At 65.4% G+C, this 17,879-nt stretch carries 13 protein-coding genes; 11 read left to right on the top strand and 2 right to left on the bottom strand.

The window, feature by feature from the left end; genetic code table 11:
• The first annotated feature begins 194 nt into the window (after nt 1-194).
• The 9 genes from rimP to RPPS3_RS02255 all read left to right on the top strand — a co-directional run bounded on the left by rimP (nt 195) and on the right by RPPS3_RS02255 (nt 12,521).
• Entirely contained in the window at nt 195-974 is a 780-nt protein-coding gene (rimP, locus tag RPPS3_RS02295; protein WP_107342660.1) for a ribosome maturation factor RimP, read from the top strand.
• A gap of 2 nt (nt 975-976) precedes the next feature.
• Nucleotides 977-2,590, top strand: coding sequence for a transcription termination factor NusA (gene nusA, locus RPPS3_RS02290; protein WP_107342659.1), 1,614 nt, complete (start codon nt 977-979; stop codon nt 2,588-2,590).
• A gap of 61 nt (nt 2,591-2,651) precedes the next feature.
• Entirely contained in the window at nt 2,652-3,431 is a 780-nt protein-coding gene (locus RPPS3_RS02285; RefSeq protein WP_107342658.1) for an RNA-binding protein, read from the top strand.
• Nucleotides 3,424-6,078, top strand: coding sequence for a translation initiation factor IF-2 (infB, locus tag RPPS3_RS02280; RefSeq protein WP_107342657.1), 2,655 nt, complete (start codon nt 3,424-3,426; stop codon nt 6,076-6,078). Before RPPS3_RS02285 ends, infB begins: the two co-directional genes overlap by 8 nt.
• A gap of 174 nt (nt 6,079-6,252) precedes the next feature.
• The gene (rbfA, locus tag RPPS3_RS02275; protein ID WP_107342656.1) at nt 6,253-6,666 is read left to right on the top strand and encodes a 30S ribosome-binding factor RbfA; all 414 of its coding nucleotides are present in this window, start codon (nt 6,253-6,255) and stop codon (nt 6,664-6,666) included.
• On the top strand, nt 6,666-7,766 hold the full coding sequence (gene truB, locus RPPS3_RS02270) for a tRNA pseudouridine(55) synthase TruB (RefSeq protein WP_107342655.1): 1,101 nt from the start codon (nt 6,666-6,668) through the stop codon (nt 7,764-7,766). The genes rbfA and truB overlap by 1 nt, the downstream gene beginning before the upstream one ends.
• 2 nt (nt 7,767-7,768) lie before the next feature.
• Entirely contained in the window at nt 7,769-8,038 is a 270-nt protein-coding gene (gene rpsO, locus RPPS3_RS02265) for a 30S ribosomal protein S15 (protein ID WP_107342654.1), read from the top strand.
• A 340-nt stretch (nt 8,039-8,378) separates the two neighbouring features.
• Nucleotides 8,379-10,547 carry a polyribonucleotide nucleotidyltransferase gene (gene pnp, locus RPPS3_RS02260; protein ID WP_011156000.1) on the top strand — a complete coding sequence of 723 codons (2,169 nt, stop codon included), beginning with the start codon at nt 8,379-8,381 and terminating at the stop codon, nt 10,545-10,547.
• Nucleotides 10,548-10,838: 291 nt separating this feature from the next.
• Nucleotides 10,839-12,521 carry a methyl-accepting chemotaxis protein gene (locus RPPS3_RS02255; RefSeq protein WP_107342653.1) on the top strand — a complete coding sequence of 561 codons (1,683 nt, stop codon included), beginning with the start codon at nt 10,839-10,841 and terminating at the stop codon, nt 12,519-12,521.
• A gap of 11 nt (nt 12,522-12,532) precedes the next feature.
• Here the strand turns inward: RPPS3_RS02255 and RPPS3_RS02250 are convergent, their stop codons facing one another.
• Nucleotides 12,533-13,471, bottom strand: coding sequence for a LysR substrate-binding domain-containing protein (locus RPPS3_RS02250; RefSeq protein ID WP_107342652.1), 939 nt, complete (start codon nt 13,469-13,471; stop codon nt 12,533-12,535).
• Between the two features lie 271 nt (nt 13,472-13,742).
• Between RPPS3_RS02250 and katG the strand changes: the two genes are divergently transcribed.
• A complete protein-coding gene (katG, locus tag RPPS3_RS02245) occupies nt 13,743-15,953 on the top strand; it encodes a catalase/peroxidase HPI (RefSeq protein WP_199852183.1) in 2,211 nt (736 codons plus the stop codon).
• A gap of 231 nt (nt 15,954-16,184) precedes the next feature.
• Nucleotides 16,185-16,703: a DUF3060 domain-containing protein gene (locus RPPS3_RS02240; protein ID WP_107342651.1), complete on the top strand. Its 519-nt coding sequence runs from the start codon at nt 16,185-16,187 to the stop codon at nt 16,701-16,703.
• 357 nt (nt 16,704-17,060) lie between these two features.
• On the opposite strand, the gene fabI is transcribed toward RPPS3_RS02240, so the two are convergent.
• On the bottom strand, nt 17,061-17,870 hold the full coding sequence (gene fabI, locus RPPS3_RS02235; RefSeq protein WP_107342650.1) for an enoyl-ACP reductase FabI: 810 nt from the start codon (nt 17,868-17,870) through the stop codon (nt 17,061-17,063).
• Between the last annotated feature and the right edge of the window lie 9 nt (nt 17,871-17,879).

Raw genomic sequence — 17,879 nt, 5'->3', positions numbered from 1 at the left:
GAGCCAAAAAAGCGCTATATCGGCGCTACTTCGAAATTCTCATACGATCCGTATCGAGAGTGGGCCCTGCGGGACCCGCTCTTTTTTATTACCTGGATCGTGGGACGCGGACCGTCGCACCTTCGGGCGCGAGACCTCATTCACCACCTTGATACCGTTTATCGGCGAGACGTTATAACGCTTTGACCCAGGACATGACCGAGCCGACCACAGCCGTTCCGGAAACCGATGCCTTGGCCGAACCGCGCCTGGTGATCGAGCCCGGTGTCGCGGCGCGGTTCAGCGCCGTCGCGGAGCCGGTCTTGCTGGCAATGGGTTACCGCCTTGTTCGGATCAAGGTGTCGGGCGACGCTGGCTGCACCGTGCAGATCATGGCGGAGCGGCCCGACGGCACCATGCTGATCGACGATTGTGAGGCGGTGTCGCGGGCGCTGTCGCCGGTGCTCGACGTCGCCGATCCGATCGACCGCGCCTACCGGCTGGAAATCTCCTCGCCCGGCATCGACCGTCCGCTGGTGCGCCGCTCCGATTTCGCCCGTTACGCCGGGCACTTGGTCAAAATCGAGATGGCGGTGCCGCACCAGGGCCGCAAGCGGTTCCGTGGCCTGCTCGACGGCGTCGAGGGCGACGCCGTGCGGGTGCAGCGCGAGGGCGGTGCCAAGGACGAAGATCCGCTGGTGCTGCTGCCGATGCACGACATCGGCGATGCCCGGCTGGTGCTGACCGACGAGCTGATCGCCGAATCGATGCGCCGCGGCAAGCAGGCCGAGCGCGACCTGAAGCAGAGCCTCGGGCTCGCACCGGAACCGCCGCCGCACGCCAAGCGCAGCGATCCGACCAAGAGCCAGGCGCCGAAGCGCGGCGCCAAGGCCGCCAAAGCGGCGGCCAAGCCGACACCGCAGAACACCAAGAAACACCGCCTTGCCGCCGAACGGGCGCGGCGTGGCGAGATCGACACCTCTGAGGGAGACTGACCATGGCCGTCAGCGCCAATAGGCTGGAACTGCTGCAGATCGCCGATGCGGTGGCTCGCGAAAAAACCATCGACCGCGGCATCGTGATCGCCGCGATGGAAGACGCGATCGCCAAGGCGGCGCGTGCCCGCTACGGCTCGGAGACTGACGTCCACGCCGAAATCGACCCGAAGAAGGGCGAGCTGCGGCTGTCGCGCCACATGCTGGTGGTCGAGCAGGTCGAAAATCCCGCCAACCAGATTTCGCTGAAGGATGCGCAGCGCGCCAATCCGGGCGCGCAGATCGGCGACACCATCGCCGACACGCTGCCGCCGCTGGAATACGGCCGTATCGCCGCGCAGTCGGCCAAGCAGGTGATCGTGCAAAAGGTCCGCGAGGCCGAGCGCGACCGCCAGTACATGGAATTCAAGGACCGCATCGGCGACATCGTCAACGGCGTCGTCAAGCGCGTCGAATATGGCAGCGTGATCGTCGACCTCGGCCGCGGCGAAGCGATCATCCGCCGCGACGAAATGCTGCCGCGTGAGTCGTTCCGCAACGGCGACCGCGTCCGCGCCTATGTGTTCGACGTCCGCCGCGAAACCCGCGGCCCGCAGATCTTCCTGTCGCGCACCCATCCGCAATTCATGGCCAAGCTGTTCGCGCAGGAAGTGCCGGAAATCTACGACGGCATCGTCGAGATCAAGGCGGTGGCCCGCGATCCGGGCTCGCGCGCCAAGATCGGCGTCGTGTCGCGCGACTCCTCGGTCGACCCGGTCGGCGCCTGCGTCGGTATGCGCGGCTCGCGCGTCCAGGCCGTAGTGAACGAGCTGCAGGGCGAGAAGATCGATATCATTCCGTGGTCGCCGGACATCGCCACCTTCGTGGTCAATGCGCTGGCGCCGGCCGAAGTCTCGAAGGTCGTGATCGACGAAGATCGCGAACGCATCGAGGTTGTGGTTCCGGATACCAATAACCAACTATCCCTGGCGATTGGTCGCCGCGGTCAGAACGTGCGGCTCGCTTCGCAGCTCACCGGCTGGGATATCGACATCCTGACCGAGAGCGAAGAATCCGAGCGCCGCCAGGCCGACTTCGAGAAGACCACCCGGGCCTTCATGGACGCGCTGAACGTCGACGAGGTCGTCGGCCAGCTGCTCGCCTCCGAAGGCTTCACCTCGGTCGAAGAACTCGCTCTGGTCGACCCGCGTGAACTCGCCTCGATCGAAGGTTTCGACGAGGAAACCGCCGCCGAACTGCAGATGCGCGCCCGCGAATATCTCGACCGGATCGAATCCGAACTCGAGGCGCGCCGCGTGGAACTCGGCGTCGAGGACGCCCTGAAGGACGTCCCCGGCGTCACCTCGAAGATGCTGGTGAAGTTCGGCGAGAACGACGTGAAGACCGTCGAGGATCTTGCCGGCTGCGCCACCGACGATCTGGTCGGTTGGACCGAGCGCAAGGACGGCGCCGAGCCGGTGAAGTATCCTGGCATTCTCGACGGCCTGGAGATGTCGCGCGAGGACGCCGAGCACCTGATCATGCAGGCCCGCGTCAAGGCCGGCTGGATCGACGAGTCGGAGCTCGCCTCCGAAGAAGAACCCGCGGACGAAGCGTCCGACGAGTCGGCGGACTGAACCGCCGATGCGTTGCGACCCGAACCCGCGCAGCACGTGAGATGAAAGGCCCGCTGCACCCATGCTCGCTGCCGAACCCGGCGCAGATCTCGACGACGGACCGCGGGCCAAAACGCCCGCGACCGAGCGGATGTGCGCGGTCACGCGGCAGGTGCGGCCGACCGGAGAACTGATCCGGTTCGTGGTCGGCCCCACCGGCGAAGTGGTGGCCGATCTCAAGCGCAAGCTGCCGGGCCGCGGCCTTTGGGTCACGGCGTCTCGGGAGATGGTGACGCAGGCGGTTCGCCGCCGCGTCTTCGCCAAAGGTTTCAAGCGCGACGTCAAGGCGCCGGCGGATCTCGCCGACGCGATCGAACGCCTGTTGGTGCGGTCGGCCCAGGATGCGCTGGCGATCGCCGCCAAGGCCGGCCAGGTGGTCAGCGGTTTCGGCAAGGTCGAAACCGCGCTGAAGAACCGCGAAGCCGTCGCGGTGATCCATGCCACCGACGGCGCGGCCGATGGAATCCGCAAGCTGGACGGGCTTTGTCGGCAAATCGACGGAGATGCGACCGCGGGCCGCAATTTTCCTCGCTTGGCCGCACTCAGCTCTGCAGAATTGGATTTGGCATTAGGGCGGTCAAATGTGATACATGCTGCCCTGCTTGCGGGCCCGGCCGGACAAACATTCCTGTCGCGCTGCCAGATCCTGGTCCGATACCGGCTGGCGGGCGATGGCGATGCCGATGCGGCCACGGCGGAAACGCCGATCGACACGCCGAAAGACGCTGCTGACCAAGACGCCGCTGACGAAGTCCGTGCGAACGCGCACAACGTTGAGAGATTGGGACTACTGAATGGTTGATACGAAAACTCCTGGCGACAAGACTCTGACGATGCCGACCAAGACTTTGACGCTGAAGCCGCGCGTCGAGCAGGGCGTCGTGCGCCAGAGCTTCAGCCACGGCCGTAGCAAGCAGGTGGTGGTCGAGAAGCGCGGCAAGCGGCGCGTCGGCGGCGACCAGCCAGCCGCGGCTGCAGCGCCCGAAGTTGCGAAGAAGCCCGCCCCGGCGCCAGCCGCGCCAAGCCGGCAGCAGTCGCGCCCAGCGCCGCAGCAGTCGCGCAGCGGTATGGTGCTGCGGACCCTGACCGAGGACGAGCGCACCGCCCGCGCCACCGCGCTGGCCGACGCCCGCGTGCGCGAGATCGAGGAGCGCAAGCAGGCCGAGATCGAAGCCCAGCGCCGCGCCGAGCAGGAAAAGATCGAGAAGGCCGAGCGCGAAGCCGCCGAGGCGCGCCGCAAGGCCGAGGAAGAGCGTCACCGCCAGGAAGACGAAGCCAAGCGCAAGGCCGAGACCGAGGCCAAGAAGCGCTTCGGCGACGCCGAGCCGGCCAAGAAGCCCGCCGAAACGTCGACGACGACCACCACCGCGAGTGCGGCGCCGGCCCGTCCGGCGACCACGACGACGCGCGCCCCGACTCCGGCCGGCCGTCCGCCGGCCGTTGCGGCCGAAGCTGGCGACGACGATGAAGCGCCGCGGATGATCCGCCGTCCGGGCGGCCCCGCCCGTCCGGCGCCGGCACCGAAGCAGCCGGCCGCCAAGCCGGGCGCCTCGAAGCAGCGCGGCCGTCTCACCGTCGTCACCGCGCTCAATGCCGATGACGTGCGCGAACGTTCGATCGCCTCGTTCCGTCGCCGCACCCAGCGGCTGAAGGGCCACGCCTCGAACGAGCCGAAAGAAAAGTTGGTGCGTGAAGTCGTTATTCCCGAAGTGATCGCCATCCAGGAACTCGCCAACCGCATGTCCGAACGTGCGGTCGACGTGATCCGCCTGCTGATGAAGCAGGGCGCGATGCACAAGATCACCGACGTGATCGACGCCGACACCGCGCAGCTGATCGCCGAAGAACTCGGCCACACCGTCAAGCGCGTCGCCGCGTCGGACGTGGAAGAAGGCCTGTTCGACGTCGTCGACGATTCCACCGATACCGAGCCGCGTTCGCCGGTCGTGACCGTGATGGGCCACGTCGACCACGGCAAGACCTCGCTGCTCGACGCGCTGCGCCACGCCAACGTGGTGTCGGGCGAAGCCGGCGGCATCACCCAGCACATCGGTGCCTATCAGGTGACCTCGCCGGAAAGCGGCAAGAAGATCACCTTCATCGACACCCCCGGCCACGCCGCGTTCACCGCGATGCGTGCCCGCGGCGCCAAGGTCACCGACATCGTGGTTCTGGTGGTCGCCGCCGACGACGGCGTGATGCCGCAGACCATCGAGGCGATCAATCACGCCAAGGCGGCCGGCGTTCCGATCATCGTGGCGATCAACAAGATCGACAAGCCGGACGCCAAGCCGGACCGTGTCCGCACCGACCTGCTGCAGCACAATGTGCAGGTGGAATCGATGGGCGGCGACGTCGTCGACGTCGAGGTGTCGGCCAAGAACAAGATCAATCTCGACAAGCTGCTCGAGATGATCGCGCTGCAGGCCGAAATCCTGGAGCTCAAGACCAACACCCAGCGTCCGGCCGAAGGCACCGTGATCGAAGCCAAGCTCGATCGCGGCCGTGGTCCGGTCGCCACCGTGCTGGTTCAGCGCGGCACCCTGCGGGTCGGCGACATCATCGTGGCCGGCGCCGAGATGGGCCGCGTCCGCGCGCTGATCTCCGACCAGGGCGAGACCGTGCAGGAAGCCGGTCCGTCGGTTCCGGTCGAAGTGCTCGGCTTCAACGGTCCGCCGGAAGCGGGCGACCGCCTCGCGGTGGTCGAGAACGAAGCCCGCGCCCGCCAGATCACCGATTATCGTGCGCACCAGAAGCGCGAGAAGTCCGCAGCCTCCGTTTCCGGCATGCGCGGCTCGCTCGAGCAGATGATGACGCAGCTTAAGACGTCCGGCCGGAAGGAATTCCCGCTGATCGTCAAGGCGGACGTGCAGGGCTCGCTGGAAGCGATCCTCGGCTCGCTGGAGAAGCTCGGCACCGACGAAGTCGCCGCGCGCATCCTGCACGCCGGCGTCGGCGGCATCAGCGAGAGCGACGTCACGCTGGCTGAAGGCTTCAACGCCGTCATCCTCGGCTTCTCGGTCCGCGCCAACAAGGAGGCCGCTGCGGCCGCCAAGCGCAACGGCATCGAGATCCGCTACTACAACATCATCTACGATCTGGTGGATGACATTAAGAAGGCGATGAGCGGCCTGCTCGCGCCGACCCTGCGCGAAACAATGCTGGGCAACGCGCAGATCCTGGAGATCTTCAACATCTCCAAGGTCGGCAAGGTCGCCGGCTGCCGCGTCACCGACGGCACCGTCGAGCGCGGCGCCAATGTTCGCCTGATCCGCGACAACGTCGTGGTGCACGAAGGCAAACTTTCGACCTTGAAGCGCTTCAAGGACGAAGTGAAGGAAGTCGTCGCCGGCCAGGAATGCGGCATGGCGTTCGAGAACTACACCGACATGCGGGCAGGCGACATCATCGAGTGCTACCGCGTCGAGACCATCCAGCGCTCGCTGTAAGTCCGATTCTTACAGTCGAGACGCTCGGATTGAACTGAGGCGTCATGGCCGGGCCGAAGCGCGAAGCACGTCTTCGCGACTAAGTCCCGGCCGTCCACGTCTTGCTTTGCCCCATCGAAGACGTGCATGCCCGCGGCCAGGCGCGGGCATGGCGGCAGTATTTGAGAGAACATCATGTCTCGCCAAAACCAGAAGAGCTCCCCGCCCGGCGGCTCGACCCGCTCGCTGCGCGTCGGCGAGCTGATCCGCCACGCCGTGGCCGAGATCCTCGCCCAGGGCGGCGTGCACGACCCGGTGCTCGAAAGCCACCTCGTCACCGTGCCCGAGGTGCGGATGTCGCCCGACCTCAAGCTCGCGACCATCTACGTGATGCCGCTCGGCGGCCGCGACGAGAAGCTCGTGCTCGACGCGCTCGAGCATCACAAGCGCTTCCTGCGCGGGGAGATCGCCCACCGCGTCAATTTGAAGTTCGCCCCCGAACTCCGCTTCCGCATCGACGAACGTTTCGCCGAGGCCGAGCGGATCGACAAACTGCTGCGCTCGCCGGCAGTCCAGAAAGACCTCGAACCGAATTCGGACCAGGATTAATGACCGTGACCACCCCCGACGCCCTGCTCGCCCCGCACGACGTGCAGCACGCCGGCGCCGACGAATCCGCCGCGCAGATCCGTAAGCCGCGCGACAACAACGACCCGCGCAACGCCAATCGCGGCGGCGGCAATGGCAAGCCGCGCCGCGACAAGCGCGACGTCCATGGCTGGGTGGTGCTGGACAAGCCGATCGGCATGACCTCGACCCAGGCGGTCGCGGTGCTGAAGCGGCTGTTCTCGGCCAAGCGCGCCGGCCATGCCGGCACCCTCGACCCGCTCGCCTCCGGCGGCCTGCCGATCGCGATGGGCGAAGCCACCAAGACGGTGCCGTTCGTGATGGACGGCCGCAAGCGCTACCGGTTCACTGTGGCGTGGGGCGAGGAGCGGGATACCGACGACACCGAGGGCCGCGCGGTTGCCACCAGCCCGGAGCGGCCGACCGCCGAGGCGATCATGGCGCTGCTCCCGCGGTTTACCGGCGTGATCGAGCAGGTTCCGCCGCAATATTCGGCCGTGAAGATCCAGGGCGAGCGCGCCTATGATCTGGCGCGCGATGGCGAGGTCGTGCCGCTGGTCCCGCGTCCGGTCGAGATCCACGAATTAACCCTTGTGGAACATGGAGATGACGGCCGCTCGGTGTTCGAAGCCGAGTGCGGCAAGGGCACCTATGTGCGGGCGCTCGCCCGCGACATGGGCCGGCTGCTCGGCTGCTACGGCCATATCTGCGCGCTGCGCCGCACAGTGGTCGGGCCGTTCGACGAGTCGGACATGATTCCGCTGGAAGAACTACAGGCTTTGTGCGATAGAGCGGCGTCCGGCGAGGGTAGCCTCGCCGACGCGCTACTGCCCGTTGAGACCGCGCTGGACGACATCCCGGCGCTGGCCGTCACTCGGGCTGATGCGGCAAGGCTCCATCGGGGCCAGGCCGTTTTGTTGCGCGGACGGGATGCGCCTCATTGTAGCGGCACAGTCTATGTCACGGTGGCAGGCCGGCTTCTGGCCCTCGCCGAAGTCGGCAATGGCGAGCTCATCCCCAAGCGCGTTTTCAACCTCACCGGGCTGACTGCCAGCTCGGCCGTTCGCAAGGAAAGTATCTGACGATGTCGATTACCGCAGAACGCAAAGCGGAAGTCATCAAGACCAGCGCCACCAAGGCCGGTGATACCGGCTCGCCCGAGGTTCAGGTCGCGATCCTGTCGGAACGCATCAACAACCTGACCACGCACTTCAAGACCCACACCAAGGACAATCACTCCCGCCGTGGGCTGTTGAAGCTGGTGTCGACGCGCCGTTCGCTTCTCGACTACATCAAGAAGAAGGACGAAGCGCGCTACAAGGCGCTGCTCGAAAAGCACAACATCCGTCGCTGAGGCGTCGGAAACCCGGCCAAAGCGGATGTGCCACGACACGTCCGCGACGGCCGAAGCAAGATGTTCGCACGGGCGAGTCTTCCATCCGCCCGTGTCAGTCGGCTCAGTCGCATTCCGGCGGTTGAGCTCGTCAACGGGCCTCCAGCCCGCCGTGCGGGACCGAAGACCGATGCGTCTTCCCCGCAGCCGGGAGGAATGAACGCCATTTCCCAACTGAAGACCATGGCAGGATCGCCGGACGCTGTTTGTGCACTCGCGCAGTCAGCGTCTCGCCATCTTGCGCATGGTCTTTTGGTATTTGGCGTCCGGTCTTCCCGACAACCGATGAAAGAAAGACCCGATGTTCAATATCCATTCCGTGGAAATCGATTGGGGTGGCCGTCCCCTCAAGCTTGAAACCGGCAAGGTCGCCCGCCAGGCCGACGGCGCCGTCGTCGCGACCTATGGCGAGACCGTCGTGCTCGCCACCGTGGTGGCCGCCAAGGCGCCGCGTGAAGGCGTCGACTTCCTCCCCCTCACCGTCGACTACCAAGAGAAGGCCTACGCGGCTGGCCGCATTCCCGGCGGCTACTTCAAGCGTGAAGGCCGTCCGACCGAGAAGGAGACGCTGGTCTCCCGTCTGATCGACCGCCCGATCCGTCCGCTGTTCGCCGACGGCTGGCGCAACGAGACCCAGGTCATCGTGACCGTGCTGTCGCACGACATGGAGAATGATCCGGACGTGCTGGCGATGGTCGCCGCCTCCGCGGCGCTGACGCTGTCCGGCGTGCCGTTCAAGGGCCCGATCGGCGCCGCCCGCGTCGGCTTCATCAACGACGAATACGTGCTCAACCCGGTGCTCGACGAGATGGCTGAAACCCAGCTCGAGCTGGTGGTGGCCGGTACCGCCGACGCGGTGCTGATGGTCGAATCCGAGGCCAAGGAGCTGTCGGAAGAGATCATGCTCGGCGCCGTGATGTTCGGTCACCGCCACTTCCAGCCGGTGATCGACGCGATCATCGACCTCGCCGAGAAGGCCGCCAAGGAGCCGCGCGAACTCACCGTCGTCGACGACAGCGAGATCGAAAAGGAAATGCTCGGCCTGGTCGAGCAGGAGCTTCGTGCCGCCTACGCCATCCCGGTCAAGCAGGATCGCTACGCCGCGGTCGGCAAGGTCAAGGAGAAGGCGATTGCGCACTTCTTCCCGGAAGGCCAGGAGCCGAAATACGACAAGCTGCGCATCGCCGGCGTGTTCAAGGAGCTCGAGGCCAAGATCGTTCGCTGGAACATCCTCGACACCGGCAAGCGCATCGACGGCCGTGACAGCAAGACCGTCCGCAACATCCTGGCCCAGGTCGGCGTGCTGCCGCGGACCCACGGTTCGGCGCTGTTCACCCGCGGTGAAACCCAGGCGATGGTTGTGACCACGCTCGGCACCGGCGAAGACGAGCAGTACGTCGACTCGCTGTCCGGAACGTACAAAGAGACGTTCCTGCTGCACTACAACTTCCCGCCCTACTCGGTCGGCGAGACCGGCCGCCTCGGCGGCACCAAGCGCCGCGAGATCGGCCACGGCAAGCTGGCGTGGCGCGCGATCCATCCGGTGCTGCCGCCGCATCACGAGTTCCCCTACACCATCCGCGTCGTCTCGGAGATCACCGAGTCGAACGGTTCGTCCTCGATGGCGTCGGTGTGCGGTGCCTCGCTGGCGCTGATGGACGCGGGCGTGCCGTTGAAGCGGCCGACCGCGGGTATCGCGATGGGCCTGATCCTGGAAGGCGAACGCTTCGCGGTGCTGTCCGACATCCTCGGCGACGAGGACCACCTCGGCGACATGGACTTCAAGGTGGCGGGCACCGAGGCGGGCATCACCTCGCTGCAGATGGACATCAAGATCGCCGGCATCACCGAAGAGATTATGAAGGTGGCGCTCGGTCAGGCCAAGGACGGTCGCATCCACATCCTGGGTGAGATGTCCAAGGCACTCGACCGCGCCCGCGCCGAGCTCGGCGAACACGCGCCGCGGATCGAGACCTTCAAGATCCCGACCGACAAGATCCGCGAAGTGATCGGCACCGGCGGCAAGGTGATCCGCGAGATCGTCGAAAAGACCGGCGCCAAGGTCAACATCGAAGACGACGGCACCGTGAAGGTGGCCTCATCCGACGGCGAGTCGATCAAGGCCGCGATCAAGTGGATCAAGTCGATCGCTTCCGATCCGGAAGTCGGCGAGATCTACGAAGGCACCGTCGTCAAGGTAATGGAGTTCGGTGCCTTCGTGAACTTCTTCGGCGCCAAGGACGGTCTGGTACACATCAGCCAGCTCGCCGCCGGCCGCGTGCAGAAGACCTCCGACGTCGTCAAGGAAGGCGACAAGGTCAAGGTCAAGCTGCTCGGCTTCGACGACCGCGGCAAGACCCGGCTGTCGATGAAGGTGGTCGATCAGACCACCGGCGAAGACCTCGAAGCCAAGCAGAAGGCGGAAGCCAAGGCCGAAGGCGAAGCCCCCGCGCAGGCTGCCGGCGAGTAAGCTCATCGGCGCGACGCTCCGTCGCAGCAAGTAATCACCAGCAAGGGCGGCCTCACCGGGCCGCCCTTTTTGTTTGGCCGCATCTTCCGTAGGGCAGCGGATGTCGGTCGCTACCAGTGCGCGTGTTGTTAGTTCTCCGTACGAATCCTGGGTTGCAATAAATTCGGTAATTGAGTGCAGCCTGCTTCCCTGGGGCTAGGCCAACCTTAACGACGTCTTCACCAAAATGGCGACCAGCTTCTGCCTCGTGGTCGCGCCATCGTGCGAGGCCGTATCAGAGAAAGGTCTGGAATGTTCTCCTTCACCCGCTCGGCCGGTCATGACCACGCGGCAGCAATGCTCGCGGCGCTCAATCGCTCCCAGGCGGTGATCGAGTTCAATCTCGACGGCAACGTCATTGATGCCAACGATAATTTCCTGGCCGCGCTCGGCTACTCGCTGCCCGAGATCAAAGGCAAGCATCACAGCATGTTTGTCGATCCGAGCGAGCACGACAGCCCGGCCTATCGCGAATTCTGGACCGCGCTGCGCGCCGGTCAGTATCAGTCCGGCGAATTCCATCGCATCGGCAAGGGCGGGCGTGAGGTCTGGATTCAGGCGTCCTACAATCCCATCCTCGACAAGAGCGGCAAGCCGACCGGCGTGGTGAAGTTTGCAGCCGACATCACCGCCGCGAAGACCCACTCGCTGGAAGACGCCGGCAAGCTCGCGGCGATCGGTCGCGCCCAGGCGGTGATCGAGTTTGCGATGGACGGCACCGTCCTCACAGCCAACGATAACTTTCTCGCCGCGATGGGGTACTCATTGGGCGAGATCAAGGGCAAGCATCACAGCATGTTCGTCGAGCCATCGGTGCGCGACGGCAGCGACTACCGTGAATTCTGGTCACGGCTCAACCGCGGCGAATACTTCCCTGGCGAGTTCAAGCGGATCGGCAAGGGCGGCAAAGAGGTCTGGATCCTGGCGTCCTACAACCCGATCCTCGATGCGCGCGGCAAGCCGTTCAAGGTGGTGAAATACGCAACCGACGTCACGGCGCAGAAGCTGAAGAACGCCGACTTCTCCGGCCAGATCGAGGCGATCCGCAAGTCGCAGGCGGTGATCGAGTTCGGCATCGACGGCACGGTGCTGGACGCCAACGACAACTTCCTGCACGCGCTCGGCTACTCGCTGGGCGAGATCAAGGGCCGCCACCACAGCATGTTCGTCGATCCCGCCGAGCGTGAGACCGCGGCCTATCGGGCATTTTGGGCAGCGCTCGGACGGGGCGATTACCAAGCCGGGGAATATAAGCGGATCGGCAAGGGTGGCAGGGAAGTCTGGATCCAGGCGTCGTACAACCCGATCCTCGATCTCAATGGACGTCCGTTCAAGGTGGTGAAGTACGCCACCGACACGACGCGGCAGGTGCTGACCCGGATGGGCAATGAACGCGTCCGCGCCATGATGGAGTCGGTTGCGGCCGGGGCGGAAGAACTCAACGCCTCGGTGCGCGAGATTTCCGAAGCAATGACCAAGTCGCGGCAGACGGCGATGAACGCGGTCGGCGAAGTCGATGCCGCCGACTCGCAGGCCAACCAGCTGAACGATGCGGCTCAGGCGATGAGCGGCATCGTCGAACTGATCAATCACATCACCGGGCAGATCAACCTGCTGGCCCTCAATGCAACGATCGAATCGGCGCGCGCCGGCGAAGCAGGCCGAGGCTTCGCCGTGGTGGCGGCGGAGGTGAAGAACCTCGCCAATCAGGCCAAGCAGGCGACCGACAAGATCGGTGCCGAGATCGGCAATCTCACCAGCATTTCCGGCGATGTCGTCGGCGCGCTCGGCAAGATCAAGACGGCGATCCAGAACGTCAGCGAATACGTCAGCTCGACGGCTGCGGCGGTCGAGGAGCAGAGCACGGTGACCAGCGAGATGTCGTCGAGCATGCAGCGCGCCGCCGCCGAAGCCGCCGCGATCGCGGCCGGCTGAACCGGCCCGTCTCAGGCGACGGCGGTCTCTCGCCGCACGTCGCCGATGATGCCCTGCTTCACCACCTCGCCGAAGGCCTCGAAGTCGGCGCGGCGCGGCGAGGTCTTGCGGAAGACGAGGCCGACGCTGCGGCCCGGCTGCGGCCGGCGCAGCCGCAGAAACTTCACCCGCGAATCACGGCGCTCCACCTCGGCGGCGATCTGCGGGATCAGCGTGATGCCGTAGCCGCCCGCGACCATCTGAATCACCGTCGTCAGGCTGGACGCACCGAAACTGGCGGTGCCGGCACTACCTATCTGAATGCCGCGATTGCGCGCAGTGGCGCAAAACGCCAGTGCTTGGTCGCGCAGGCAGTGACCGTCCTCCAGCAGGATCAGCCGCGACTGGTCGATCTCCTCGACCCCGATCGGCGTCTGTTCCGAGCGCGGATCCTCGGCCGGCACGGCGAGCAGGAACGGGTCGTCGAACAGCGGAATCGCGTCGAGATCGGAATGCCCGGCAGGCAGCGCCAGCAGCGCGGCATCGAGCACGCCGCTCACCACGTCGGCCACCAGCGGGCGGGTCTGGCTTTCCCGCAGCTCCAGCCGCAACTCGGGGAAACGCTGTTGCAGCAGCGGCAGCACCTTCGGCAGCAGATACGGCGCCAACGAGGGAATCACCCCGAGGCTGAGCCGGCCGGTGAGCGGCTTGGCCCGGTGGCGGGCGAAGTCCACCAGATCGCGGGTCGCAGCCAGCACCTCTTCGGCACGCCGGGCGATCTCGCGGCCGATGTCGGTGAGAAACACTTCGCCTGGCCGGCGTTCGACCACCTTCACCCCGAGCGTGCGCTCCAGCTCGGCGATCTGCATCGACAATGCCGGCTGGGTCACCGAACAGGCATCGGCGGCACGGCCGAAATGGCCGTGCCGGGCCAAGGCCGACAGATAGCGAAGCTGCCTCAAGGAGATCATGCGATCAGTTTATCTGATCGCGGAGCAAAATCAATTCGACTGGACCTGATGATAGAACTGATCCAAGGTCTGCATGCCGGACCTGGAACACAACTTCCGGGGGGTGAACGGCCAACACAACACCCTTCACTCCAGGAAGCAACGCCGCGGGCGATCCCCCACGCTCGCGGCGTTCAATTCGATCCCGGCCCTGGCCGGCGTCATGAAACTTTCCAAAGACGCCAGCACATTGCGCCGGGAAAACACTGCAACGCGAGATCGGAGAGACACCATGGATGCAAAGACGGATGACAAGGGCGCAGGCAAGTGCCCGTTCTCAGGCGGCAGCCACGGCCACCGCAACCGTGATTGGTGGCCGGATCAGCTCGACATTTCGGTGCTGCACAACAACTCGAAAAAGTCCGACCCGATGGGCGAGGCGTTCGACTACGCCGAAGAATTCAAGAAGCTCGATCTGGAGGCGGTGAAGAAGGACCTTCACGCGCTGATGACGGATTCGCAGGAATGGTGGCCGGCCGACTTCGGTCACTACGGCGGCCTGTTCATCCGCATGGCCTGGCACTCGGCGGGCACCTATCGCATCACCGATGGCCGTGGCGGCGCTGGCGCCGGCCAGCAGCGCTTCGCGCCGCTGAACTCGTGGCCGGACAACGCCAACCTCGACAAGGCCCGCCGGCTGCTGTGGCCGATCAAGCAGAAGTACGGCCGCAAGATCTCGTGGGCCGATCTGATGGTCCTCACCGGCAACGTCGCGCTGGAATCGATGGGCTTCAAGACCTTCGGCTTTGCCGGCGGCCGCGCCGACGTCTGGGAGCCGGAAGAGCTGTATTGGGGCCCGGAAGGCACTTGGCTGGGCGACGAGCGCTATTCCGGCGAGCGCCAGCTCTCCGAGCCGCTGGGCGCCGTGCAGATGGGCCTGATCTACGTGAACCCGGAAGGCCCGAACGGCAACCCCGACCCGGTCGCTGCCGCCAAGGATATCCGTGAGACGTTCTATCGCATGGCGATGAACGACGAAGAGACCGTCGCGCTGATCGCCGGCGGCCACACCTTCGGCAAAACCCACGGCGCCGGCGATCCGTCGCTGATCGGGCCGGCTCCGGAAGGCGGGCTGCTCGAAGAGCAGGGTCTCGGCTGGACCAGCAAGTTCGGCACCGGCTTCGGCGCCGACACCATCACGGGCGGCCCGGAAGTGATCTGGACCACCACCCCGACCAAGTGGAGCAACAACTTCTTCTGGAATCTGTTCGGCTACGAGTGGGAGCTGGAGCAGAGCCCGGCCGGCGCCAAGCAGTGGCGTGCCAAGGGCGCGGGCGCGACCATTCCGGATCCGTTCGATCCGGAGAAGAAGCACGTGCCGAAGATGCTCACCACCGACCTGTCGCTGCGCTTCGATCCGATCTACGAGAAGATCTCGCGCCGCTTCATGGAGAATCCCGATCAGTTCGCGGACGCGTTCGCCCGCGCCTGGTTCAAGCTGACGCATCGCGACATGGGACCGCGCGTGCGCTACCTCGGCCCCGAAGTGCCGAAGGAAGAGCTGATCTGGCAGGATCCGATCCCGGCGGTCGACCACGAGCTGGTCAGCGATGCCGACATCGAAGCGCTGAAGGCAAAGATCCTCGGCTCCGGCCTGTCGGTGTCGCAGCTGGTCTCCACCGCCTGGGCGTCGGCCTCGACCTTCCGCGGCTCGGACAAGCGCGGCGGCGCCAATGGTGCGCGCATCCGCCTGGCACCGCAGAAGGACTGGGAGGTCAACCACCCGGCCGAGCTGGCGCAGGTGCTGAGCAAGCTCGAAGCGATCCAGGGCGAGTTCAACGGCGCGCAGAAGGGCGGCAAGAAGGTCTCGCTCGCCGACCTGATCGTGCTCGGCGGCGTCGCTGCGATCGAGAAGGCCGCCAAGGATGCCGGCACCACTGTCAAGGTGCCGTTCACCCCTGGCCGGATGGACGCGTCGGCCGAGCAGACCGACGTCGAGTCGTTCAAGGTGCTGGAGCCGCGGGCCGATGGCTTCCGCAACTACATCAACACCAAGCGGCATCAGTTCATGCACCCGGAGGAGGCGCTGGTCGACAAGGCTCAGCTCCTCAGGCTCACCGGCCCTGAACTGACGGTGCTGGTCGGCGGCCTGCGTGTGCTCGGAGCCAACTACGAACACGCCACCCACGGCGTGCTCACCGAGCGGCCCGAGAAGCTGACCAACGACTTCTTCGTCAACCTGCTCGACATGGGCACCAAGTGGACCAAGGCGAACGGCGAGGTCGAGATCTACGAAGGCCGCGACCGCAAGACCAACGAGCTGCGTTGGACCGGCACGCGCGTCGATCTGATCTTCGGCTCTCACTCCCAGCTCCGCGCCTTTGCCGAAGTGTATGCGAGCTCGGATGCCCAGGAGAAGTTCGTGAAGGACTTCGCCGCGGCCTGGGCCAAGGTGATGAACGCCGACCGGTTCGATATCGTCGGGCAGAAGGCCGCGGCCTGATCGCTGGCGACGATTAGTTGATGAAGACGAAAGGGCGGCCTTCGGGTCGCCCTTTTGCGTTTCCGCAAGCGGGCCTGATAGCAACGCTTGATGGACTCGAACCTCGATCAGTTTGCCATCTCGCGAAATGTCCGCGCGTCGCCGCTCCGGTTCCATTTTTCTGGCGTGCGTTGACGATACTTGATCGGTTTGCTTTCCTTTGCGTTCCTTCAACAACGCAAGGAAGTCTTGATGCTGCTTCGCCTGCCTGTGATCACCGCTGCGATGCTGGCCGTTGTCGGCCTCGCTCATGCCGATGACGATGAGCTGACGATTCAAGGCATCGGAATCAGCCGCGACATCGACTGTCAGGGCAAGAATGTCGGCGTGTACGGCGCGGAGAACGAGATCGCTCTGACCGGCCAATGCCGCACCATCACGGTGCATGGCAGCAAGCACAAGGTCAGTTTCGAGCAGGGGCAGACGCTGTCGGTGTCGGGCTCGGACAATATCGTCAACGGCGGCCGCGCCAAAGACGTCGTGGTCAGCGTGGCGAAGAACACCGTGACGACGACGCTGGAAGCCGGCGACGAGCCGGGCAAGCTGAAAGCCACCGGCGCCAATAACAAGATCACGCTGGTGCTGTCCGGCCCGTCGCGTCTGGACGTCGGCGGCGTCGAGCAGGTCGTCGAGTGGTCGAAGGCAGACGGCGCCCCCAATCCCGAAGTCCGCTCGTCCGGCGCGCTGAATTCGATCAAGCGGAAGAAGTAAGCGGGTCGCCTGCCGGCTGCATCCCCGCTTTCGCCAGGATGACCGATGCTGCGACGCGCGTCGCCCTCACCCCACCCCTCTCCCGCAAGCGGGAGAGGGAGTCCCGCTGCGGTTGGGGAGAGGCCTCGCGTGGATTCGTTAGCTCATCTGATTATTGATGATAACGTTGAGTTCGATGCGTCCCACCGGCACGGCGCGCTCCCTCTCCCGCTTGCGGGAGAGGGGTGGGGTGAGGGCGACGCGGGCACGGCAGCAGCGTTCGCCGCAACTCATCGCGCCAGCTGGACTAGACGCAAAGCGCCCCTCGCCCAGACTGCCGACTGATAGGAGACGACGGGCGAGAGCCCGGCTTATCCGCTACGCCTTGTCGGCGTCCGCCTTCAGTGCGTCCGGCTTCGGCATCAGCACAATGTTGTAGCCGGAATCGACGTAGTGGGTTTCGCCGGTGACGCCGCCGGAGAGGTCCGACAAGAGATACAGCGCCGAGCCGCCGAGTTCCTCCAGCGTCACGCCGCGGCCGAGCGGCGAGTGTTTTTCCATGAATCCGAACATCGCGCGGGAATCACCAATGCCCGCGCCGGCCAGCGTCCGTACCGGACCGGCCGAGACCGCATTGACGCGGATGCCCTTCGGGCCGAGGTCGCAGGCGAGATAGCGCACGCTGGCTTCCAGCGCCGCCTTGGCAAGACCCATCACGTTGTAGTTCGGCATCGCGCGCTCGGAGGCGCCGAAAGTCAGCGTAATCATCGCGCCGCCATCCGGCATCAGCGCGGCGGCCCGCTTGGCGACCTCGGTGAAGGAGAAGCAGGAGATCACCATGGTGCGCGAGAAGTTCGCGCGGCTGGTGTCGATGTACTGACCGCGCAGCTCGTTCTTGTCGGAGAAGCCGATCGCGTGAATGACGAAGTCGAGCTTGCCCCACTTGTCCTTCAGCGTATCGAACACCGCATCGACGCTGGCGACGTCTTCGACGTCGCAGGGCAGCACCAGATCGGAATTCAGCGACTGCGCCAGCGGCTTGACCCGCCGGGCCAGCGCTTCGCCCTGATAGGTGAAGGCGAGTTCGGCGCCGTGGGCGTGCAGCGTCTTCGCCATGCCCCAAGCGATCGAATGGTCGTTGGCGACGCCCATGATCAGCCCGCGCTTACCCTGCATCAGTTGTTGCATGTCGTTGTT

It is taken from the genome of Rhodopseudomonas palustris (assembly GCF_003031265.1).
Classification (GTDB): domain Bacteria; phylum Pseudomonadota; class Alphaproteobacteria; order Rhizobiales; family Xanthobacteraceae; genus Rhodopseudomonas; species Rhodopseudomonas palustris_H.
The sequence above is the reverse complement of the archived record's forward strand: the minus strand, read 5'-3'. Positions and strand labels throughout refer to the sequence as shown.

Coding starts and splice junctions, on each gene's coding strand:
- rimP (WP_107342660.1), top strand. CDS start 195: ATGACCGAGCCGACCACAGCCGTTCCGGAAACCGATGCCTTGGCCGAA.
- nusA (WP_107342659.1), top strand. CDS start 977: ATGGCCGTCAGCGCCAATAGGCTGGAACTGCTGCAGATCGCCGATGCG.
- RPPS3_RS02285 (WP_107342658.1), top strand. CDS start 2,652: ATGCTCGCTGCCGAACCCGGCGCAGATCTCGACGACGGACCGCGGGCC.
- infB (WP_107342657.1), top strand. CDS start 3,424: ATGGTTGATACGAAAACTCCTGGCGACAAGACTCTGACGATGCCGACC.
- rbfA (WP_107342656.1), top strand. CDS start 6,253: ATGTCTCGCCAAAACCAGAAGAGCTCCCCGCCCGGCGGCTCGACCCGC.
- truB (WP_107342655.1), top strand. CDS start 6,666: ATGACCGTGACCACCCCCGACGCCCTGCTCGCCCCGCACGACGTGCAG.
- rpsO (WP_107342654.1), top strand. CDS start 7,769: ATGTCGATTACCGCAGAACGCAAAGCGGAAGTCATCAAGACCAGCGCC.
- pnp (WP_011156000.1), top strand. CDS start 8,379: ATGTTCAATATCCATTCCGTGGAAATCGATTGGGGTGGCCGTCCCCTC.
- RPPS3_RS02255 (WP_107342653.1), top strand. CDS start 10,839: ATGTTCTCCTTCACCCGCTCGGCCGGTCATGACCACGCGGCAGCAATG.
- RPPS3_RS02250 (WP_107342652.1), bottom strand. CDS start 13,471: ATGATCTCCTTGAGGCAGCTTCGCTATCTGTCGGCCTTGGCCCGGCAC.
- katG (WP_199852183.1), top strand. CDS start 13,743: ATGGATGCAAAGACGGATGACAAGGGCGCAGGCAAGTGCCCGTTCTCA.
- RPPS3_RS02240 (WP_107342651.1), top strand. CDS start 16,185: ATGCTGCTTCGCCTGCCTGTGATCACCGCTGCGATGCTGGCCGTTGTC.
- fabI (WP_107342650.1), bottom strand. CDS start 17,870: ATGCAACAACTGATGCAGGGTAAGCGCGGGCTGATCATGGGCGTCGCC.